Here is a 20,222-nt window from a genome sequence, read left to right on the forward strand (position 1 = left end):
CCGGAGGGGAACGGGTCAGAGGGTCCGAACTGTCGGACCCGCTACAGGCGGCAGGCGTGGATGTTGGTCACCAGGACGCCGCGGGCGCCGATGGCCCACAGGTCGTCCATGATCCGCTGGGCCTCCTTGCGCAGCACCATGGCCCGGACCGCGACCCAGCCCTCGGTGTGCAGCGGGGAGACGGTGGGCGACTCCAGGCCCGGAGTCAGGGCGACCGCGTCGGCGACCTTCTCGGCCCTGATGTCGTAGTCCATCAGGACGTAGCGGCGGGCCACCAGGACGCCCTGCAGTCGGCGCAGGAACTGCTCGACCCCCGCGGCCTCACCGGCGCCCTTGGGCCGGATCACCACCGCGTCGGAGATCAGGATCGGCTCGCCGAAGACCTCAAGGCCGGCGTTGCGCAGGCTGGTGCCGGTCTCCACCACATCGGCGATCACGTCGGCGACGCCCAGCTGGACCGCGGTCTCCACCGCGCCGTCCAGCTTGGTGACGGTGGCCTGCACACCGTGCTCGGCGAGGTGCTGGGAGACCAGGCCGGTGTAGGAGGTGGCGATCCGCAGGCCCTGCAGGCCCTGCACGTCCTTGGGCGAGCCGGCCGGGCCGGCGAACCGGAAGGTCGAGCCGGCGAAGCCGAGCGCGAGCACCTCCTCGGCGTCGGCGCCGGAGTCCAGCAGCAGGTCACGGCCGGTGATGCCGATGTCGAGCCGGCCGGAGCCGACGTAGACCGCGATGTCGCGCGGGCGCAGGAAGAAGAACTCCACCTGGTTCTCGGGGTCGACCAGGACCAGTTCCTTGGGGTCCTTGCGCTGGCGGTAGCCGGCCTCATGGAGCATCTCCGCCGCGGGACCCGAGAGTGAACCCTTGTTGGGGAGGGCGATGCGCAGCATGAACGGATGTTCCTTCGTTACTAGCCGTTACGGGGGGCGTGGAGCTGAGGACCGGTGGTCAGAGGTAGGCGTAGACGTCGTCGAGGGTGAGCCCGCGGGCGACCATCATCACCTGGAGGTGGTAGAGCAGCTGGGAGATCTCCTCGGCCGTCTGCTCCTTGGTCTGGAACTCCGCGGCCATCCAGACCTCGGCCGCCTCCTCGACCACCTTCTTGCCGATGGCATGGACGCCCTGCTGGACGAGCTGCGCGGTACGGGAGGTCTCGGGGTCGCCGGTGGCGGCCTTCTGCTGGAGCTCGGTGAAGAGCTCCTCGAATGTCTTGGAAGCCATGATGGGAACCACCTTACGGGGTCCGGGCATCGGCTTGGTCAACGGCTCGGCCTGTGGACGGTCCGCTGATTTTCCCGGGGCCGGTTGTCCGGATCCGGCCCCGGGTGGCAGGGTGTCAGGCCGCCAGCGCGCGCAGCGTGACGGCGGTGGCGACGGCGGCGCTGACCGCCTCGTGGCCCTTGTCCTCGGCGGAGCCGGGCAGGCCCGCGCGGTCGATCGCCTGCTCCTCGTTGTCGCAGGTGAGCACGCCGAAGCCGACCGGCACGCCGGTGCGCACGCTGACCTCGGTGAGGCCGGCGGTGGCCGCCTGGCAGACGTAGTCGAAGTGCGGGGTGCCGCCGCGGATGACGACCCCGAGGGCCACCACCGCGTCATAGCCGCGCTCGGCCAACCGCTGGGCTGCGACCGGCAGTTCGAAGGTTCCGGGGACTCGCACCACGGTCGGCTCGGCTACCCCGAGCTCCTTGAGGGCGCGCTCGGCGCCGTTCAGCAGGCCGTCCATCACCTGGGTGTGCCACTGGGCCGCGACCACCGCGACCCGCAGGTCGGCGGCGTTCTCGACGGTCAGTACGGGGGCTCCGTGACCAGCCACAATCGTTCTCCTAAGGTTCGTGCGGGATTTCAGTCGGCGACGGACGGCTTCAGCCGACCAGCCACGGCAGGTCGTGGCCCATCCGGTCGCGCTTGGTGAGCAGGTAGGCCAGGTTGTGCCGACTCGCCTGCACCGGTATCGGTGCCCGGTCCTTGACCTTGAGTCCGTGGTCCAGCAGCGCGGTCTGCTTGTCCGGGTTGTTGGTGAGCAGGGTGAGCGAGCGCACCCCGAGATCGGTGAGCATCTGGGCCCCGAGGCTGTAGTCGCGGGCGTCGGCGGGCAGGCCGAGCTCCAGGTTGGCGTCCACGGTGTCCCGGCCCTGCTCCTGCAGCTGGTAGGCGCGCAGCTTGTGGCCCAGGCCGATGCCGCGCCCCTCGTGGCCGCGCAGGTAGAGCACCACGCCGCGGCCGGCCTCGGCGACCTTGGCCAGCGAGGCCTCCAGCTGCGGGCCGCAGTCGCAGCGCAGCGAGCCGAAGACGTCTCCGGTCAGGCACTCGGAGTGGACCCGGACCAGCACGTCCTCGCCGTCAGGCAGCCGCCCGTCGGCGTCCAGGCCGCCGGCAACCAGGGCGATGTGCTCGGTGCCGTCCAGGGTGCCGCGGTAGCCGACCGCGGTGAAGTCGCCGTGCACGGTGGGCAGGGCGGTCACGGCGACCCGCTCGACCTGGGACTCGGTGCGACGGCGGTAGGCGATCAGGTCCTCGATGGAGATGATCGACAGGCCGTGCTCGCGGGCGAAGGCCACCAGTTCGGGCAGTCGGGCCATGGTGCCGTCGTCGTTGACCACCTCGCAGATCGCGGCCGCCGGGGGCAGCCCGGCAAGCCGGGCCAGGTCCACGCCGGCCTCGGTGTGGCCCGGCCGGGCCAGCACCCCGCCGTCCACCGCGCGCAGCGGGAAGACATGGCCGGGGCGGGTGAAGTCACGGGCGGTGGATGCGGGTTCACCCAGCAGGCGGATGGTCAGCGCCCGGTCCACCGCGGAGATCCCGGTGGCCTCCACCTCGCGGGCGTCCACCGAGACGGTGTAGGCGGTGCCCTTGCGGTCCTCGTTGACCCGGGTCATCGGGGGCAGGCCGAGCCGGTCGGCGTCCGCCTGGGTGACGGGGACGCAGACCACTCCGGAGGTGTAGCGGATGGTGAAGGCGAGCAGCTCCGGGGTGGCCGCGGTGGCGGCGAAGATCAGGTCGCCCTCGTTCTCCCGGTCCTCGTCGTCCACCACGATCACGGCGCGGCCGGCCGCGATGTCGGCGATGGCCCGCTCGACCGGGTCGAGGCTCAGGTCGAGGTCGTTCGCGTAGGCGTTCATGCCGGGACTCCCTGCAGGGTGGGGGCGGGCTGCGGCAGCCGGGTGCGCAGCCACCAGGAGCGCAGGCCCAGCATCACCAGGACGAAGTAGACGAGGTAGACCAGGCCGGAGAAGGGCAGGCCGCTGGAGAAGGCGAGCGGGACGCCGACCACGTCGACCGCTATCCAGGCGAACCAGAACTCCACCCAGCCGCGGGCCTGGGCGACCATCGCCGCCAGCGTGCCGGTGAAGATGTAGGCGTCCGCCCACGGGGACCAGGAGAGGTTCCAGTGCTGGAACACCAGCGCCACCGCCACGGTGGCCACGGCGGTGCCGGCGACCAGCAGGGCGCGTTCGGTCCAGGTGGCGAACCGGATCCGGATGTCGCCGTCCTGACTGCGACCGCGCTGCCACTGGTACCAGCCCCAGATCGAGGTGGCGATCACCACCAGCTGCTTGCCCACCCCGCCGGACAGGTGCGCGGAGAGGTTGGCGCTGATCAGCACCAGGCCGGAGAGCAGCTGCACCGGCCAGCTCAGCACCGAGCGGCGCCAGCCGTAGGCCAGACCGATCAGGCCGAGGGTGTTGCCGACCACGTCGTTCCACTTGAAGTGCTCGCCGAACAGGGTGAAGGCGACGGTGTTGAGCGAGTTCACGAGGCGTCCCCCAGGGCGCGGGAGGCGAGCAGCCGCTCGACGTACTTGGCGAGGACGTCCACCTCGAGGTTGACCGGCTCGCCGACCGCCCTGGCACCCAGCGTGGTCAGCGCCAGGGTCGCGGGGATCAGACTCACCGTGAACCAGTCGTCGCCCGCCTCGACCACGGTCAGGCTGACGCCGTCCACCGTGATCGAGCCCTTGTCCACCAGGTAGCGGGCGATGCTCTGCGGCAGCGAGAAGCGCAGCACCTCCCAGCGCGGCTTGCCGCTCGCGTCCAGCTCGCCCGGGGAGCGGTCCAGCAGGGTGCCGGTGGCGTCCACATGGCCCTGGACGAGGTGGCCGCCGAGCCGGGCGCCGAGCGCCATGGCGCGCTCCAGGTTCACCCGGGAGCCGGGGACGAGCGCCCCCAGACTGGTCCGGTGCAGCGTCTCGGCCATCACGTCGGCGCTGAACTCGCCGCTGCTGTCAGCCAGTTGTTCGGGGGTGTCGACCACGGTCAGGCAGACGCCGCTGACCGCGATGGAGTCGCCGTGCCGGGCCCCCTCGATCACCTGGGGACCGCGCAGGCGGATGCGCGAGGAATCTCCGTACTCCTCGATGGAGACGACCTCGCCGACCTCTTCGATGATGCCGGTGAACACCCGGGTTCTCCTCGCGCTTTGAGCGCGGACTCCGGGGCGGCAGACATGGGAAGCCGACTACGGGCCCGTCAAGCAGCGATACTTCGAGGGACGACGGGTGGGCAGAGCCCTACCGCCGAACCGGACACGGCTCCCCGGGAGGAGGCCGCGGTATCGCCGTGACAAAACCCGTCGCGCACGCCTCCCATCCGGACTTTAACCGTCGGTCCAGGAGTTTCACCTGGTCAACCGGCCGCTGGCTGCGGACGGGTCGCGGACTGTAACCGCCGGTTCGGAGTTTCACCGACCCCGGAGTGCGCTGAACGTCACTGCTTACTGCATTGCGGTCATTGTGCCATGATCCGCAACCGGCAGGGGAGGGGGTGCGACTGTGCTCTCTTTCACGCCGGGGGCGGGAATGCCCGCGCCTGCGCGGGGGGCGGGAGCACGAGGCACGAGGCACGAGGCACGGGGACGCGGGGGCACGGGGGCACGGGGGCACGGGGCGACTGACTGTCAGATTCTGCGGAACCACCGGCCGAGGTATGCGGCGACCTCCTCCGGATGGCGGGCGGTCAGCGCGATGTGGCGGTCGGGGCGGACCAGCACCAGCGCGCCCGGCGGCAGCAGGCGCTCCTCCCCCGGGGCGGGCTCGACGGCGCGCACCACGATCGGCAGCGGGTAGCGGGCCAGCAGACGCGCCAGGTGCGGATCGCCGAGTGCCGAGCCGGACACCCGCAGCAGGGTCCAGTGCCGGTAGTCCAGCAGCTCGTGCAGCGCCCGCCAGTGGCCCTCGGTCCAGACCGGCAGGTCCGGTATCCGGTCCCCGGCCCGCTCCCCCACCGACAGGGCGCTCTCCCGGTGGTGCATGTCGAGGTCGCTGAGCCGGCTGCGGATCCGGTCGGCGGCCCGCCGGCTGCGCAGCAGACGCGGACCGAGCAGCCGCATGGAGAGCAGGGTGAGCGCGGTGCCGGGCAGTTCCATCCGGTCCCGGGCGGTCTTCCGCAACACCCGGAGCGCGGTCAGCCGCTGCTCACTGGAGTAGGTGTCCAGCAACTCCGGCTCGGACCAGCCGAGTTGCACGCTGGCCAGCTTCCAGGCCAGGTTGTGCGCACCGCGCAACGCGGTGTTGAGGCCGTGCGCGGCCACCGGCGCCCAGACGTGGGCACTGTCCCCGGCGAGCAGTCCCCGCCCGGAGCGCAGGGTGCGGGTGAACCGGTCCTGGAACCTGGCCCGGTTGGTCCAGAGCGGGTCGGTGGCGGAGAGCTTCACGCTGGGGTCGTGCGCCGCCCTGGCGACGAACGCGCTCATCTCGTCCAGGCTGGGCGGGGTGAGTTCGCGCTGGTCCGGGTCTGCGGTGAAGCCGTAGAAGCGGTAGCCGCCGCCGGGTCGGGGCGCAGCACCGACCGAGATGCCGTGCGACAGGAACATGTAGGTGTGCCCGGGGCGGGCCGGGTACGACCAGTCGGCGATCGCGTTGAACTGCACCACCTGCAGGTTCTCCCGCGGCCCGCCCTCGAAGGGCAGCCCGAGCGCCTTGCGGACCATGCTGTGCGCGCCCTCGCAGCCGACCACCCAGGAGCAGCGCAGGGTGCGCTGCCGGCCGTCCGGCCCGCGGACGTCGACCTCGGCGGCGTCGGCTCCGACGCGGACCGCCACCGCCTCGCTGGACCACTCGACCTTGCCGCCGACCTCCAACAGCCGCTCGCCCAGTAGGCGTTCCATGGCGTCCTGCTCGATGCAGAGCGGATGCGGGAACCGGGTGCCGGAAGCGGCCATCGCGACCTCGCCGAGTGAGCGGCCCGCCACCACCAGCTCGGAGGTGCGCAGCGCCACGCCGTTGGCCAGGAACCGCTCGGCGCAGCCGAGATCGTCCAGCACCTCCAATGCCCGCTGCCAGACCACCCCGGCCCGGGCCTGCCGCTTGCCGCTGTCCTCCCGCTCCAGCACCGCGACGTCCAGGCCGTACTGCCGCAGCCCGATCGCCAGGGCCAGACCGGTGGGCCCCGCGCCGACCACCACCACGTCGACCAGGGTGGGTGGATGCTTCTCCGACGTCATGTCAGCCACCTTGGACCAACAGCTGGGACGGGCCGTGGAAGACCAAGTCCTGGGTGTAGCGCACCGGTTCGGCCGCCTGCTCGGCAACTGCCAAGTGGGGGAACCTGGTGAGCAGCATCGTGAGCCCGATCTCCGCCTCGGCCCGGGCCAGCGGCGCGCCGACGCAGTAGTGGATGCCGGTTCCGAAGCCGCAGTGGCGGTGGGTGTCGCGGCTCAGGTCGAGCCGGTCCGGCTGCCGGAACCGGGCAGGGTCGCGGTTGGCGGAGCCGAGCACCAGCACCACCTTGCTGCCGGCCGGCACGATGCGGTCGCCGAACCGGTCGTCCTGCCGCGCGAGGCGGCTGATCATCTGGACGGGCGCGTCATAGCGGATCAGCTCGTCGACGGCGGCCGCGGCGAGCAGCGGGCCCGAGCGGAGGGCGGCCAGTTGGTCGGGGTGGGCGAGCAGCGCGAGCAGGCCCTTGGCCAGCAGGTTGGTGGTGGTCTCGTGGCCGGCCGTCAGCAGATGGATACAGGTGCCGACCAGGGTGTCCTCGGGCAGCGCGGAGCCGTGTCGGAGCATCAGGCCGATCAGGTCGTCGCGGTCCCGGCGGCCGGGGCGACGCAGTTCGGCCCGGAAGTAGGCGTCCAGCTCGCCGGCGGCCGCCTCGGCCAGCTGGAAGGCATCGGCCCGGCGGCCGGTGCGTGCGCTGGTGGCCAGTTCCAGGTCCAGGGCCTGGGCGCGGAACCAGGCGCGATCGTGCTCCGGCACCCCGAGCAGTTCGCTGATCACCAGCACCGGGAGCGGCGCGGCGAATCGCTCGACCAGGTCGGCCACGCCGTGCGCGGCCAGTTCGTCGGCCAGGCCGTCGGTCAGCCGGGCGGTGATCCGGCGGATCCGCGGCCGCAGCGCCTGCACCACCCGCGGCGTGAAGCTGCGGGCCACCAGGGCCCGCACCCGGGTGTGTGCGGGCGGGTCCATGAAGACCATCCAGTTGGCCACGGTGCGCTGCAGGTGCGGGCAACCTGCCGGGAACCGGGCCGGCGCGGGGCCGCGGCAGTAGTCCCGGCGGCCGGAGAGCACCTGGGCGACGGCCGCGTGTCCGAACAGGTACCAACTGCCGTCGTCGGCCAGGTGGACCGGGTCGCTCTCGCGGTAGCGGCGGTAGAGCGGGTAGGGGTCGGGCAGGTGAACTTCGGCCGGGCGGAAGCTCATTGGTCCACCTCGCAACGCTCGAAACGGCGGTTGGTCATCGGCCACCGCCCGCTATGGCGCGGCACACGGCAGGCCGGATCGTCGTAGGCCCACCCGCAACGGCGCGGCCTATGGCAGGTCGGAGCATCATCGGGCACCACCCGCAACGGCGCGGCGCACAGCAGGCCGGATCGTCGTAGGTCCACCCGCAACGGCGCGGCCTATGGCAGGTCGGAGCATCATCGGGCACCACCGCGCACGGTGTCGGCGAGCGCCCCGGGGTCGGCGGGCAACTCATCGGCGTGCCAGGCGACATGGCCGTCCGGGCGGACCAGCACGAAGCGGCTCCGGTAGACGTCCGCCCCGACCACCCCGAACGGGATCCTCCGATCGCTGAACGCCCGCTCCACGCCGTCGAGTTCGGTGACTGCCGTGACCAGCCGGAAGCCCGGCCCGTAGCTGTCGAGCACGCTGGCGCCGCCGGGCAGCCAGGCGTGCGGGGCGCGGTGGCCGGCCGCCGGCTCGGTGCGCCAGTCGGGCTCGGCCAGGCCGTCCGGGACGATCAGCGGCGACTGGTAGCGGTAGCCGAAGTGCACGTCGGGAGCCTCGAATTCGCGGCGCACCCCGCCATTCTGGAGACCGCGGGCCAGCTCCTGCCGAGCCCGCTCGCCGACCGGCGAGTCGAGCATCAGCTCCATCGGCAGTTGACGCCCCAAGGCACGCTGGAGGTTGCGGTTGGCCTCGGTGAGACTCAGCTCGGCGACCGGCCGCCGCTCGGTGTCATAGCAATCCAGCAGCCCGGGACCGGCCCAACCGGCCAGCTCGGCGGCGAGCTTCCAGCCGAGGTCGGCGGCGTCGGCCAGCCCGGTGTTCATCCCGAAGCCGCCGGAGGGCGAGAGGGTGTGAGCGGCGTCGCCGAGCAGCAGCACCCGGCCCTGGCGGAAGTGCTCGGCGACCCGGTGGGTGAGGTGCCAGACGTTCTCGGAGAGCAGCTCCACCGGTGTGTCCAGCGCGATCGCCGAGCGGATCAGGCCGAGCGCGTCCTGCTCGCTGTCCTGGGCCACCGTCAGCCGGTAGAGCTCGCGGCCGTCCATCGAGCGCAGCGGGTAGCGCAGGCCGGGCGGCTGGGTGAGGAAGTACACCAAGGCGTTGCGGGGGCCGAGTTGCTCGCGCAGCCGGGGCGCCCGGAACAGGATGTTGCGGAACACCCGGGTGTCGAAGTACTGCGGTGCGTCGACGCCGACGAGTTTGCGCACCGTGGAGGAGGCGCCGTCGCTGCCGACCAGGTAGCGGGCGGTGAACTCCAGGGTGCTGCCGTCGCGCAGGTCGGTGGCGGTGGCGCGAACCTGGTCGCCGTCCTGAGTGAAGGACTCCAACCGGGTCTGCCGGCGCAGCGGGCCGTCCGGGTGCACACCGACGGCCTCGCCGAGCAGCGGCATCAGCCAGTGTTGCGGGCAGACCTGCTCCGGCTCGGGGGTGTAGCTGAGCGACGGCCGGGTGTCGGCGGTACCGAAGTCCAGCCGGTGGATCTCGTGGCCGCCGAGCGCGGTGACCCAGGCGATGTCCAGCGGGTGGTCACCGGGCCAGCCGGCCGCGCGGACCCGGTCGGCCAGGCCCCAGCGGCGCATCAGCTCCATGGAGCGCGGCCCGACGGTGCCGACCTTGGGATGCTCCACCACACCGTCGGAGGCGTCCAGGACGACGCAGCGGACGCCGCGGGAGCGGAGGTCCAGTGCCAGCGCCAGCCCCACCGGGCCGCCACCGACGATCAGCACATCGGTCTCGTGAGTCTGGGCCTTGTTCGTCATCTGATTGCTCATCACACCACCCGGGTTCGGCGGAAGGAGTCGGCACGGCAGGTCATCGGCTCGGGCGCTGCGTCCGGCTCGGCGGGCAGCGGCCGCCAGGTGGTCGAAGCGCAGCACCGGGATTCGGGGGCCATGTGCTGGATTCCGGCAGTCGATCACCGAGGCGCAGCTGTTCGATACGCGCCAGGGTTTGACGGTGGTGTTCGGAAATACGCATCGCACCGCTTTTCACCGACAGTGTGTCGGACCCGGGATGGAAGCGGCAGGTCGGAATGCGCCCGCCAATACGATGATCTGCTTCAAGGATTTCCACCTGACAGCCGTGACACTCCAGTTCAGCGGCTGTGACCAGGCCGGCCGTTCCGGTGCCGATCACGGTGACCTGGCGGCCAGCGCGCATGGCGGCACCCTCCTGGAATCGACTCCAGTAGATCCTGGAGTTCGGATGCGGTGGAATTGCCGACAGTATTTCAAGGGTGGGGTCTGATAAAACCTGATGGCCCGCGAACACCGGTTCACGGGGTCCTGGCGTCCGCCCCCGAATGCTCGGGGGCGCCGGGGGCGGACGCCGGGGGTGGCGGAGGCGCAGTCGACCGGTCATCGGCCCCCGCGGTACCCACCGGACGGGTGAATCGCCCGCCGCCGGCCGGGTCCACCAGCACCAGCGCGCTGATCGCGGTCGGCGCCGGGCTCACCGACACCACCCGGTCCGCACGGAACCCGGGCCAGGAATCGCCGTCGAACTGCGGCGCGCTGGTATCCGCCACGGGCAGGGTCAACGGGTTGCCGCAGGCACACCGCGCCCTGGGCACCCCGCGGTCGTCGACCAGCACGGCGCTGCCCGCCTGCAGGACGGACTGGAACGTCGTCGGCAGCCCGTCCGCGAAGCCGTGGCTGGTCACCCTGGTATCCGCCCGCAGCAGGACGGACGTGAGCGAATGCAGATAGTCCGGGAGTGCGCCCTGTTCGACTCCCGCCGTGTCGGCCCACGCCTTTCCCCGGTCGGCGTGCGCGGCGAGGAAGCCGGCCAGCTGTCCGACGTCGCAGCTGGCGGAGTGCTCGGTACCGCCGTAGAGGCCGGGGGTGCCGCCGTTCACCGTTCCGGCGGGCAGGGTGGCCGCGCTGCCGGCGGGGGTCGGAGGAGCGGCCGTGCTGCCGGCGGGGGTCATAGGCAGGGTGGCGACCACCGAGGGGGTGTAAGGGTCACGGCCGAAGGAGCCGGCGGCCTGCCGGGTGACCTCGGTGGATCCGGTGTTGACGGTGGCGGTGCCTTCGGACGGCTGGCGCTCGATCAGGAGTGCGGCCAGTCCTGCGACCACCACCACCCCGGCTCCTGCCGCCACCAGGGCACGCGAGCGCTGCCACCAGGGTCGACGGGGGCCACCACCTGCGGGGCCGACCGTGGTGCGCGGGGGCGACGGCGGGGTGGGCGCTTCCCCGAGGGGCGCGGACTCTGCGGCGGCCGGCTGACCGGGCGCTTGCTCGGGGCCGGCCGCCGGCCCACTCGATGACTCGGTGGGCTGCTCCGAATCTGACGGCTCTTCAGCGCTCACGCCCCATTCTCCCCGTGCGCTCCGACGCCCTCGCAACCGCTGCTGCGTTGAACGGGCCACCAGGCGCACCCACGTGGGCACGAAGGGCGCCAGCCCCCTCGCGTCTTCGTGGTGATCGCCCGGCTCGACGGCTCTGTCGACTGCGTCCATTGCATTCATCGCATTCATCGCGGCTGCATTCATTGCGTCGATCGGCTGGGTCGATCAGCTGCGCCGATTGCGTCGATCAAGGTCGTCACCTGTCGTGATAGTGTCGTCACACAGAGCACAGGGACCACTTCTGCCCCTTGTGCCTCAGGGCCTTCTGCCACCCAAGACACACCTTCAGTCGCCAGGACGAGAATCGATGCGCGAGGACACGCTGCTCCGCCCCGCCACGACCGGCACCACCGCACCGCTGACCGGAGTCGCCCTGACGGCCACCGGTCGCGGCTTCCCCCTTCAGCTGGCGATCCACCAGCTCCGGCTGCTCGGTGCCGAGTTGACTGAACATCATAAGTCTTCCGCGCCAGCAAGATTGACCTTGGGCGTCGGCTCGGGCACCGTCACCTGTGCGCTCGACTGGGCCGGGCCGGTGGCGATGCCGCTGGCGAGTGAGGCGGACGTGCAGGCGGCCTGCGGGTTGGCCGCCGTGCACGGGCGGCGGTACGGCACGCCGCAGCCGCTGGGCATCGAGTACGCGAGTGCGGTGGCCGGAGTGCTGGCCGTGCAGGGCCTGTTGGCCGCTCGCCTCGCTGTTCTGCGCGGCGGCTCGGCACGCCGGGTGCGCACCTCGGTGGCGGGTGCGGCGTTACTCGCGGTCGGCCAGTACCTGGCGGCGGCGACGGCGGACGATCCGCCCGAGCCGACCCGGGCCGACGCCGGACCTCCGCCGTTCACCAGCGCCGACGGGGTGCGGTTCGAGATCGAGGCGCTGGACCCCGGGCAGTGGCTGGCGTTCTGGAGCGGGCTCGGGGTGGCCCGTCCGGTGGTCGGGCAAGGCTGGCCGCCGTTCCAACTCCGTTTCGCCACCGGGAGTTGCGCACTTCCGGTGGAACTCGACCTGGCCACCCGGCAGCTGAGCTACCGCCAACTGACCGATGCGGCCGTCTCGGTCGGGGTGTCGATCGTCCCCGTCCGCGCCCAGGGGCCGAGCGGCTACCGGCTGCCGCCGTGGCGGATCGAGAGCGTCCCCGGTCCCGGTTCGCCACTGCCGCCGGCGCCGGCCGGTGCCGGCCCGCTGGCCGGGCTGGTGGTGGTCGAGATGACCCGGAGGCTTCAAGGTCCGTTGGCCGGGCACCTGCTGGCACTGCTCGGTGCCGAGGTGATCCGCGTCGAGCCGCTCGGCGGGGACCCGCTGCGCGGGGTACCGCCGATGGTGGGCGAGGTATCGGCCCGGTTCCATGCGCTCAACCGGAACAAGCGGGTGTTCGAGGCCGACCCGCGCTCCCCCGCCGGCCGCCGGGCGATCCGTGAACTGATCGGCGGCGCCGAGGTGTTCCTGCACAACCTGGCCCCTGGCAAGGCGGAGTCCTTCGGGCTCGACCCCGGGCAGCTACTGACCGAGCAGCCGGGCCTGGTGCACGCCTGGGCATCGGGCTGGGGTGAACTCTTCAACGCCGACGGCAACGCCTTGGACGGCAGCACCATGAGCGGCGGCATGCGTGGCGGCACCTTGAGCGGCAGCACCTTGAGCGGCAGCACCTTGAGCGGCGGCTTTCTGCCGGTGGGCACCGACTACCTGGTGCAGGCGCACAGCGGACTGGCGGCGTTGGTGACGCCGCCCGGACGGCCGGTGGCCCCCGCCCTGCTGACCATCACCGACATCTTCGGCGGCCTGGTCAGCGCGACCGGAGTGCTGGCCGCCCTGGTGGCCCGGGCCGGCAGCGGCTTCGGGCAGCGGGTCGACTCATCCCTATTCTCCGCCGCCGTCACCCTGCTGGACATGGCGTCCCCGCCCGACGTTCCCCCAGCCCGCTTCCCTGCCGTCGCCCCCGAGGAGTTGGCCGCCGACCCCCGGTTCGCCGCCGCCCTCCAGCACGACAGCTGCGTACTGCCCCGGGCGCCCTGGCAGTTCGACGCCTGACCGGCCTGCCACGGCACTTCGCGCACTTCGACACCTGGCAGGTCCGGCAGTTCGACGACTGACCGGGTCCCGCACATCCGACCCACGGAGCCCCCATGAGCTGGACCTCCCGCCAAGGCATCACCCTCGCCGACCGCATCCCGACTGCCCTGCGCCGCGCCTGGTCGGCGGACGGCCACTACCTGGACAGCGGCATCTACCAGCTGTTCCGGCAGCGCGTTCTCGCCCACCCCGACCGGGATGCGGTGATCCACGGCGACACTGCGGTCAGCTATGCCCAACTCGACCACTGGGTTGGACGGTTCACCGGCGCGCTGACGGCGGCCGGGGTGCGTGACCGGGAGATCGTGGCCGTCCGGCTGCCGAACGGGTGGCCGGCGCTGGCCGCCGAACTGGCCGCCGCCCGCCTCGGATCGGTGGCGCTGACCTTCCCGGACGGCCCGGGCAGCAGCGAGGCCCGCTCCCTGCTGGCTCGCTCCCGAGCCACCGCGCTGGTCACCACCAGGCCGCTCGACATCACCGATCTGCCCCACCTCAAGGCAGTTCTGACGCCCGAGCAGCTGATCGCATGGCAGGAGAGCGCCGCCCCCGCGCCGTCGGCTGACCCCGATGCGCCGGCCCGCATCCTGGTCTCCTCCGGCTCCGAGGCCGAGCCGAAGATGATCGCCTACTCGCACAATGCCATGGGCGGCGGCCGAGGCAACTACCTGCGGGCCATCTACGACGGCGAACCGGCGCCCCGCTCCCTGATCCTGGTGCCGCTGTCGGCTTCCTACGGCTCGCTCGGCACCGTCTCGCTCTACCGCCACGGTGCCACCCTGGTGCTCCTCGACCGCTTCGACCCGGTCGCCGCGTTGCGGACGATCGCCGAGCACCGGGTGACGCACCTCTTCGCGGTGGCCACCATCCTGCGCCGTATGACCGCCCAACCACCGTTGAACGGAAAGGACTTGAGTAGTCTGCAAGCGGTGATCGCCAGCTGCGACGGGCTGCCGGCCGGGGTGCTCGCCGCCGCCCTGGAGCGGTTCGGCCGCCCGGTGAGCAACGTCTACGGCTCCTCGGACGGCGTCAACTGCCGTGGCGAATACCGCATCACAGGCGCCGAGACCACGGTGCTGGGCCGCCCGGACCCGGCGGTCTGCGACTTCGAGGTCCGCGACGAGCAGGGCTGCCCGCTCCCGGCCGGCACCGCCGGGGAGTTGTGGGCGCGCGGGCCGATGACCCCGCTCTGCTATGTCGGCGCACCGGAGTTGGACGCCCGCAGCCGGGACGCCACCGGCTGGGTGCGGACCGGCGACCACGGGCTGGTCGACCGGCACGGCAGGCTTCAACTACTGCGGCGCAACAGCCAGTTGATCAAGCGCGGCGGGTACTCGATCAGCCCGGCCGAGGTGGAGCGGCACGCCGGTGCGCACCCGGCGCTGGCCGAGGCGATCTGCGTGCCGGTGCCGGACGCTGACCTGGGCGAGCGGCTCTGCGTCTGCGTGGTGCCGCACCAGGACCACCCCACCCCGACCCTCGCCGAGCTCAACCACTTCCTGGAGGAGCAGCGCGGGTTGGAGCGCCGCAAACTGCCCGAGCAGCTGGTGGCGCTGACCACCCTGCCGCTGGGCAGCACCGGCAAGCTCTCCCGCACCGAACTCTCCCGGATGGCACGGGAGATCCTCGCATAGCGGGGGCTGCCGGAGCCGGCTCCACAATGAAGGAACCGGCTTCACGTCACCTGCTGCCCACGTCACCTACTGTCCAGGTCACCTACTGGGAGTCTCCGTCATCTGCTGCGAGCCGAGCACCCGCAGCAGTTCCATGCGGCCGGCCGACTCGCTGCCCGGTCGGGCCGTGTAGACCAGCAGCAGCTGGCCGTCCCGCGCGCCGCAGAGCACCTCGCAGTCCACTTCGATCGGCCCGACCACCGGGTGCAGCACGGTCTTGCGCCCGCTGCGCCGGGTGGCCACGTCGTGCCGGGCCCACAGCTCGGCGAACTCCTCGCTGGTGGCCAGCAGTTCGTCGACCAGTTCGGCGGCCTCGGCGTCGTCCGGCTGAGCCGCGCGCACCGCCCGCAGGTTGGCCACATGGCTGCGGGCCAGCTCCTCGTGCTCGGCCGCCGGAAACCGCTCGCGGCTGGCCGGGTCGGTGAACCACGCCCACATCACGTTGCGTTCACGCGGCGGCAGTTGGGAGCGGTCGCCGAGCAGCGCGATCGCCATCCGGTTCTGCGCCAGCACATCGCCGAGCTTGGAGACCACCTGCGCCGGGGTGTCGTGCAGGCGGTCCAGGATCAGCAGCAGGGCGGGCTGGAGGTGGGTCAGCGTGCGCCGGGTGCGCGGCGGTTCATGGCCGGCCAGGTGGAACAGGTGGTTGCGCTCGTCCTCGGTGAGCCGCAGCGCGCGGGCCAGCGCGACGAGCAGCTGCGGTGAGGGCTGCGGGCCGCGAGCCTGCTCCAGGCGGGCGTAGTAGTCCACCGAGAGGCCGGCCAGTTGGGCCACCTCCTCGCGGCGCAGTCCGGGGGTGCGGCGCCGGGCGCCGGGCGGCAGCCCCACGTCGGCGGGCGCCAGCCGGGCGCGGCAGCGGCTGAGGAAGTCGGCGAGTTCCGTGCGGTCCGTCATGATCCCAGGATGCCGGTCGGCCGTCCGGCCGATCCAGGGCGGGTCTATCCAGGGATTGCCGGTCCCTGGTTGGGCGAGCCGCTGCTCAAGAGGTCTCTCCCGCTCCCCGAGCGGCGTCGGCAGGCTGGTTGTCGAGCCGGCGGACGGCGCCGGACGACGATTCAGGGAGAGACCATGGCGAGGATTCTGGTGACCGGTGCGACGGGTCAGGTCGGTCAGCGGTTCGTGCCGCGGCTGGTGCACTGGGCCGGCACCGACACGGTGCGAGTCCTGGTGCGCGACGCTGCCCGGGCCGAGGCGCTGGCCCGGCTGGGCGTCGAGGTGGTGGAGGGCGACCTGCGGGACGCCGACGACCGGGCGAAGGCGCTGGTCGGGGCCGACGCGGTGGTGAACGTGGCCGCCGCCTTCCGTGATGTGCCGAACGAGGAGGCCTTCGAGGTGAACCGTGACGCGGCCGTGGAGCTGGCCCTGCAGGCGCTGGCGGCGGGAGTGACCCGGTTCGTGCAGACCAGCACCAATCTGGTGTACGCCGGGGGCCTGGGCCGGCCCGCGGAGGAGGACGACGAGCTGGCGCCGGGTCCGCTGTTCGGCGCCTACGCCGAGTCCAAGGCGCAGGCCGAGCTGGCGATGCGGGAGTTGGACCCGGCGTTGGGCCTGACCGTGGTGCGGCTGGCCTTCGTCTACGGCGAGGGCGACAGCCACCTGCGGGACGTGGTGCAGCGGGTGGCGAGCTGGCCGGCGCACAAGCGGCTGGCCGTGGTGCACCACGCGGATGCGAGCCTGGCGCTCTGGCGGGCGCTGAGCACGCCGGGTGCGGCCGGGCGGGCCTACAACGTGACGGGCGACGCGCCGATTTCGGCCGTCGAGCTGCACCAGCTGCACGGCGTGCCGCTGCCGGCTGACGCGGCCGGCCGGGTGGACGAGGACCCGTGGCACGGCTTGGTCTCCACCGCCCGGATCCGGGCGGAGCTCGGCTGGCGTCCGCTCTTCCCGTCGGTCTGGACGGCCCAGGACGCCGGGGCGCTCTGAACCTGCCACGCTGTCCGGTGCGGTGACGGGAAATCAGGCCTACTTAAGGATCGCCTTATTGACGCACCACATTGGTCTCGACCAATGTGGTGCTGTCGCCGGCACGCCCCCACCGTCCCCGGCAGCGCACCCCCGTGCCCTGCCCCGCCCCGAGGAGGACCCGCCCATGAGGCGCGTCACCCTGCCCGCCTTCGTGACCACCGCCCTGCTGGCCGGAGCCGTACTGCCGCTCTCCCTGCCGGCGGCCGCCGCCCAGACCGATGCCGGCGTCTCCGGGCTGGTCGCCACCGCCTCGTCGCCGCAAAGCTGGTCGAGCGGCTTCGAGTTGGACTTCACCGTCACCAACCACACCAACACCACGGTGAATTCCTGGTCCATCACCTTCGACCTGCCAAGCGGTGAGACCATCGGCGGCAGCGCCTGGAACGGCACGCTGACCAGCAGCAACGGCCACTACACGATCACCTCGCCGAGTTGGGCCTCGCCGCTCGCCCCGGGCGCCTCGGCGCCCGGGGTCGGGATGGACGTGAGCGGCAGCGGCACCCCGGTGCTGCCGGTCAACTGCCTGATCAACAACCAGTCCTGTGCCGGCGGCCCGGTGGACACCACCCCGCCCAGCGTGCCGACCGGCGTCGCGGTCTCCGGAACCGGCCCGGGTGCCGTTACCTTGAGCTGGCAGCCGTCGACCGACAACGTCGGCGTGGCCGGCTACCGGGTCCATGAGGGAAGCGCGGTGGTCGCGTCGACCACGACGGGCACCAGCGCCACGGTGTACGGGCTACTGGCGGGCAGCAGCCACACCTTCACCGTCACCGCCTATGACGCGGCCGGCAACAAGTCCGCGCAGTCGGCCGCCGTCACCGGGATCGCCGGCAGCGGCAGCACGGCCGGCGTGGCCGCGCCCTTCGTCGACCTGGGTGCCTACCCCACGCCCAGTCTCACTCGGATCGCGGCCACCACCGGCCTCAAGCAGTTCTCACTGGGCTTCATCGTCAACGGCACCAGCGCCTGCACGGCCAGCTGGTTCAACGCCTACGATCCCGGAACCGCCTGGGACAAGGCCGACTTCGACGCCTTCCGGGCCACCGGCGGCGACATCCGCCCGTCCTTCGGTGGCGCCAACGGCACCGAACTGGCCCACTCCTGCGCCGATGTGGCGAGCCTGACCGCCCAGTACCAGAAGGTCGTCGACGCCTACGGGTTGGACCGGATCGACTTCGACATCGAGGGCGCGGCGGTCTCCGACCACGCCTCGATCGACCGCCGCTCGGCCGCGATCGCCGCCGTGCAGGCCGCCCAGCGGGCCAAGGGCCGCGACCTCAAGGTCTCGTTGACCCTGCCGGTCCTGCCCAGCGGCCTGACCAGCGACGGTGTCTACGTGCTGCAGTCCGCCAAGGCGGCCGGCGTGGCGGTGGACGCGGTCAATGTGATGGCAATGGACTTCGGCGACACCGAGGCCCCCAACCCGGCTGGCCAGATGGGAAGTTACGCGATCCAGTCGGCCCAGTCGACCCGGTCCCAGATCGCCCGGGTCTGGCCGAACCTGACCACTGCGCAGACCTGGGCGATGGTCGGCGTCACCCCGATGCTGGGCCAGAACGACAACGCCGACGAGGTGTTCGGCACCGCCGACGCACAGCAGTTGCTGACCTTCGCGCAGCAGAACCACCTCGGCGAGCTCTCCTTCTGGGAGGTCACCCGGGATGGCAACGCCTGCACCGGTGCGCTGTTCAAGTGCACCAACATCCCGCAGACGCCGTACCAGTTCTCCAAGCTGTGGGCGGGCTACACCGGTTGAGGCTCGTTTCGCCGGTCGGCCCCGGCTCTTAGCCGGGGCCGACCCCGTCTCACGCCCAGCTGGAGTGCAGCGGCTTGCCCTCGGCGTAGCCGGCCGCGCTCTGCACGCCGATGATCGCCTTCTCGTGGAACTCCTCGAGGGATCCGGCACCGGCGTAGGTGCAGGAGCTGCGCACACCGGCCACGATCGAGTCGATCAGGTCCTCGACGCCCGGGCGGGCCGGGTCGAGGAACATCCGCGAGGTGGAGATGCCCTCCTCGAAGAGCCCCTTGCGCGCCCGGTCGTAACCGGACTCGTCGGCCGTCCGGTTGCGCACCGCGCGGGCCGAGGCCATGCCGAAGCTCTCCTTGTACTGCCGGCCGTCGGGCGCGGTCTGCAGGTCCCCCGGCGACTCGTAGGTCCCGGCGAACCAGGAGCCGATCATCACATTGGAGGCGCCGGCGGCCAGCGCCATCGCCACGTCACGCGGGTGCCGCACCCCGCCGTCCGCCCAGACGTGCTTGCCGAGCCGACGCGCCTCGTCGGCGCACTCCAGCACCGCGGAGAACTGCGGCCGACCGACGCCCGTCATCATCCGGGTGGTGCACATCGCGCCCGGGCCGACGCCGACCTTGAGGATGTCCGCGCCCGCCTCGACCAGGTCACGCACACCCGCCGCCGACACCACGTTGCCGGCCACGATCGGCACCTGCGGATCCAGCGCCCGCACCGAGCGCAGCGCGTTGATCATCGTCTCCTGGTGCCCGTGCGCGGTGTCCACCACCAGCACGTCCGCACCCGCCTCGATCAGCGCCTTGGCCTTGCCGGCCACATCCCCGTTGATCCCGACGGTGGCGGCGACCCGCAGCTTGCCGGCCGCGTCCACGGCCGGGGTGTAGAGGGTGGCCCGCAGCGCACCCTTGCGGGTCAGGATCCCGACCAGCTGCCCGTCCGCGTCCACCACCGGAGCCAGCTTGCGGTGGCCCTCGCCGAGCGCCTCGAACGCGGCGCGCGGGTCCACGCTCTCCTCGAGCACCGTCAGGTCGCGCGACATCACCTCGGACAGGCTGGTGAACCGGTCCACGCCCTGGCAGTCACCCTCGGTCACCACGCCGACCGGCCTGCCGTCCTCGACCACCACCAGCGCCCCGTGCGCCCGCTTGGGCAGCAGCGCCAGCGCATCCGCCACGGTGGCCCCCGGGGTCAGCGTGACGGGCGTGTCGAACACCAGGTGCCGCTGCTTCACCCACCCGATGACCTCCGCGATCACCTCGGTCGGCAGATCCTGCGGAATCGCCACCAGCCCACCCCGCCGGGCCACCGTCTCCGCCATCCGTCGCCCCGCGATGGCGGTCATATTGGCTACCACCAGCGGAATCGTGGTCCCCGTCCCATCGTGCGAAGCCAGATCCACCCCCTGCCGGGACCTCACCGCAGAGCGGCTGGGGACCATGAAGACGTCGTCGTACGTGAGGTCGTACGGTCCCGAATAACGGTCGTCGATCGTGCCGGTCTGGGAGTTCAAGAAACGCATGGGAGCGGGCTCTCTGCCTTCGGGAGGGTAGACCTCGGGTGCAATAGGGGGCCGGCCGGCCGAGCGCACTCGGGCGCCCCGCACCCAACCGACGAGTCTCATGGATACCCGGATCGAAAGCCAGTTCACACCCGAACGTTGAAGATCCGCACAACGAAGATCACCAATCCGGTTCGGCGCTTCATAGGAACATCCAACGCCAGCCGGGGTCGCCTCCACTCGGCGAGTGGTGCAGCACTGC

Annotated in this window: 17 protein-coding genes and 1 riboswitch; of the genes, 4 read left to right on the forward strand and 13 right to left on the reverse strand. The window is 71.9% G+C overall.

The window, feature by feature from the left end:
* Positions 1 to 41: 41 nt before the first annotated feature.
* The 11 genes from hisG to P3T35_RS23625 form a co-directional block, all read right to left on the reverse strand.
* Positions 42 to 887, reverse strand: a complete 846-nt coding sequence (hisG, locus tag P3T35_RS23575; RefSeq protein ID WP_101384127.1) for an ATP phosphoribosyltransferase — start codon at positions 885 to 887, stop codon at positions 42 to 44.
* A 58-nt stretch (positions 888 to 945) separates the two neighbouring features.
* Positions 946 to 1,218: a phosphoribosyl-ATP diphosphatase gene (locus P3T35_RS23580; protein WP_101384126.1), complete on the reverse strand. Its 273-nt coding sequence runs from the start codon at positions 1,216 to 1,218 to the stop codon at positions 946 to 948.
* Positions 1,219 to 1,333: 115 nt separating this feature from the next.
* Positions 1,334 to 1,810, reverse strand: coding sequence for a 6,7-dimethyl-8-ribityllumazine synthase (ribH, locus tag P3T35_RS23585; RefSeq protein WP_101384125.1), 477 nt, complete (start codon positions 1,808 to 1,810; stop codon positions 1,334 to 1,336).
* Positions 1,811 to 1,859: 49 nt separating this feature from the next.
* The gene (locus P3T35_RS23590; protein WP_101384124.1) at positions 1,860 to 3,116 is read right to left on the reverse strand and encodes a bifunctional 3,4-dihydroxy-2-butanone-4-phosphate synthase/GTP cyclohydrolase II; all 1,257 of its coding nucleotides are present in this window, start codon (positions 3,114 to 3,116) and stop codon (positions 1,860 to 1,862) included.
* Positions 3,113 to 3,751: a nicotinamide mononucleotide transporter family protein gene (locus P3T35_RS23595; RefSeq protein WP_101384123.1), complete on the reverse strand. Its 639-nt coding sequence runs from the start codon at positions 3,749 to 3,751 to the stop codon at positions 3,113 to 3,115. The genes P3T35_RS23590 and P3T35_RS23595 overlap by 4 nt, the downstream gene beginning before the upstream one ends.
* A complete protein-coding gene (locus P3T35_RS23600; protein WP_101384122.1) occupies positions 3,748 to 4,395 on the reverse strand; it encodes a riboflavin synthase in 648 nt (215 codons plus the stop codon). The genes P3T35_RS23595 and P3T35_RS23600 overlap by 4 nt, the downstream gene beginning before the upstream one ends.
* 172 nt (positions 4,396 to 4,567) lie before the next feature.
* Positions 4,568 to 4,695: riboswitch (FMN riboswitch) on the reverse strand.
* A 195-nt stretch (positions 4,696 to 4,890) separates the two neighbouring features.
* Positions 4,891 to 6,435 carry an FAD-dependent oxidoreductase gene (locus P3T35_RS23605; RefSeq protein ID WP_101384121.1) on the reverse strand — a complete coding sequence of 515 codons (1,545 nt, stop codon included), beginning with the start codon at positions 6,433 to 6,435 and terminating at the stop codon, positions 4,891 to 4,893.
* A 1-nt stretch (position 6,436) separates the two neighbouring features.
* Positions 6,437 to 7,630: a cytochrome P450 gene (locus tag P3T35_RS23610; RefSeq protein WP_101384120.1), complete on the reverse strand. Its 1,194-nt coding sequence runs from the start codon at positions 7,628 to 7,630 to the stop codon at positions 6,437 to 6,439.
* Positions 7,631 to 7,848: 218 nt separating this feature from the next.
* Positions 7,849 to 9,429, reverse strand: a complete 1,581-nt coding sequence (locus P3T35_RS23615) for an FAD-dependent monooxygenase (protein WP_280707614.1) — start codon at positions 9,427 to 9,429, stop codon at positions 7,849 to 7,851.
* A 40-nt stretch (positions 9,430 to 9,469) separates the two neighbouring features.
* Entirely contained in the window at positions 9,470 to 9,817 is a 348-nt protein-coding gene (locus tag P3T35_RS23620) for an FAD-dependent oxidoreductase (RefSeq protein ID WP_180356779.1), read from the reverse strand.
* A gap of 115 nt (positions 9,818 to 9,932) precedes the next feature.
* The gene (locus tag P3T35_RS23625; protein ID WP_280707617.1) at positions 9,933 to 10,739 is read right to left on the reverse strand and encodes a DUF6777 domain-containing protein; all 807 of its coding nucleotides are present in this window, start codon (positions 10,737 to 10,739) and stop codon (positions 9,933 to 9,935) included.
* A 577-nt stretch (positions 10,740 to 11,316) separates the two neighbouring features.
* On the opposite strand from P3T35_RS23625, the gene P3T35_RS23630 reads away from it, so the two are divergent.
* Together P3T35_RS23630 and P3T35_RS23635 are read left to right on the forward strand one after the other, a co-directional pair.
* On the forward strand, positions 11,317 to 13,035 hold the full coding sequence (locus tag P3T35_RS23630; protein ID WP_218976741.1) for a CoA transferase: 1,719 nt from the start codon (positions 11,317 to 11,319) through the stop codon (positions 13,033 to 13,035).
* 95 nt (positions 13,036 to 13,130) lie between these two features.
* Positions 13,131 to 14,708, forward strand: coding sequence for a class I adenylate-forming enzyme family protein (locus tag P3T35_RS23635; protein WP_101384117.1), 1,578 nt, complete (start codon positions 13,131 to 13,133; stop codon positions 14,706 to 14,708).
* Between the two features lie 78 nt (positions 14,709 to 14,786).
* Here the strand turns inward: P3T35_RS23635 and P3T35_RS23640 are convergent, their stop codons facing one another.
* A complete protein-coding gene (locus tag P3T35_RS23640; protein WP_101384116.1) occupies positions 14,787 to 15,641 on the reverse strand; it encodes a helix-turn-helix transcriptional regulator in 855 nt (284 codons plus the stop codon).
* Between the two features lie 174 nt (positions 15,642 to 15,815).
* Here P3T35_RS23640 and P3T35_RS23645 point away from each other — a divergent pair, with 174 nt between their 5' ends.
* Positions 15,816 to 16,670, forward strand: a complete 855-nt coding sequence (locus P3T35_RS23645; protein WP_101384115.1) for an NAD(P)-dependent oxidoreductase — start codon at positions 15,816 to 15,818, stop codon at positions 16,668 to 16,670.
* Positions 16,671 to 16,836: 166 nt separating this feature from the next.
* Entirely contained in the window at positions 16,837 to 18,468 is a 1,632-nt protein-coding gene (locus P3T35_RS23650; RefSeq protein ID WP_101384114.1) for a cellulose binding domain-containing protein, read from the forward strand.
* A 49-nt stretch (positions 18,469 to 18,517) separates the two neighbouring features.
* Here the strand turns inward: P3T35_RS23650 and P3T35_RS23655 are convergent, their stop codons facing one another.
* On the reverse strand, positions 18,518 to 19,981 hold the full coding sequence (locus P3T35_RS23655; RefSeq protein ID WP_101384113.1) for a GuaB1 family IMP dehydrogenase-related protein: 1,464 nt from the start codon (positions 19,979 to 19,981) through the stop codon (positions 18,518 to 18,520).
* Between the last annotated feature and the right edge of the window lie 241 nt (positions 19,982 to 20,222).

Origin of the sequence: Kitasatospora sp. GP30 (assembly GCF_029892145.1) — a bacterium.
In the GTDB taxonomy this organism is placed as follows: Bacteria; Actinomycetota; Actinomycetes; order Streptomycetales; family Streptomycetaceae; genus Kitasatospora; species Kitasatospora acidiphila.

Coding starts and splice junctions, on each gene's coding strand:
- hisG (WP_101384127.1), bottom strand. CDS start 887: ATGCTGCGCATCGCCCTCCCCAACAAGGGTTCACTCTCGGGTCCCGCG.
- P3T35_RS23580 (WP_101384126.1), bottom strand. CDS start 1,218: ATGGCTTCCAAGACATTCGAGGAGCTCTTCACCGAGCTCCAGCAGAAG.
- P3T35_RS23590 (WP_101384124.1), bottom strand. CDS start 3,116: ATGAACGCCTACGCGAACGACCTCGACCTGAGCCTCGACCCGGTCGAG.
- P3T35_RS23605 (WP_101384121.1), bottom strand. CDS start 6,435: ATGACGTCGGAGAAGCATCCACCCACCCTGGTCGACGTGGTGGTGGTC.
- P3T35_RS23610 (WP_101384120.1), bottom strand. CDS start 7,630: ATGAGCTTCCGCCCGGCCGAAGTTCACCTGCCCGACCCCTACCCGCTC.
- P3T35_RS23615 (WP_280707614.1), bottom strand. CDS start 9,429: ATGAGCAATCAGATGACGAACAAGGCCCAGACTCACGAGACCGATGTG.
- P3T35_RS23620 (WP_180356779.1), bottom strand. CDS start 9,817: ATGCGCGCTGGCCGCCAGGTCACCGTGATCGGCACCGGAACGGCCGGC.
- P3T35_RS23630 (WP_218976741.1), top strand. CDS start 11,317: ATGCGCGAGGACACGCTGCTCCGCCCCGCCACGACCGGCACCACCGCA.
- P3T35_RS23635 (WP_101384117.1), top strand. CDS start 13,131: ATGAGCTGGACCTCCCGCCAAGGCATCACCCTCGCCGACCGCATCCCG.
- P3T35_RS23640 (WP_101384116.1), bottom strand. CDS start 15,641: ATGACGGACCGCACGGAACTCGCCGACTTCCTCAGCCGCTGCCGCGCC.
- P3T35_RS23645 (WP_101384115.1), top strand. CDS start 15,816: ATGGCGAGGATTCTGGTGACCGGTGCGACGGGTCAGGTCGGTCAGCGG.
- P3T35_RS23650 (WP_101384114.1), top strand. CDS start 16,837: ATGAGGCGCGTCACCCTGCCCGCCTTCGTGACCACCGCCCTGCTGGCC.
- P3T35_RS23655 (WP_101384113.1), bottom strand. CDS start 19,981: ATGCGTTTCTTGAACTCCCAGACCGGCACGATCGACGACCGTTATTCG.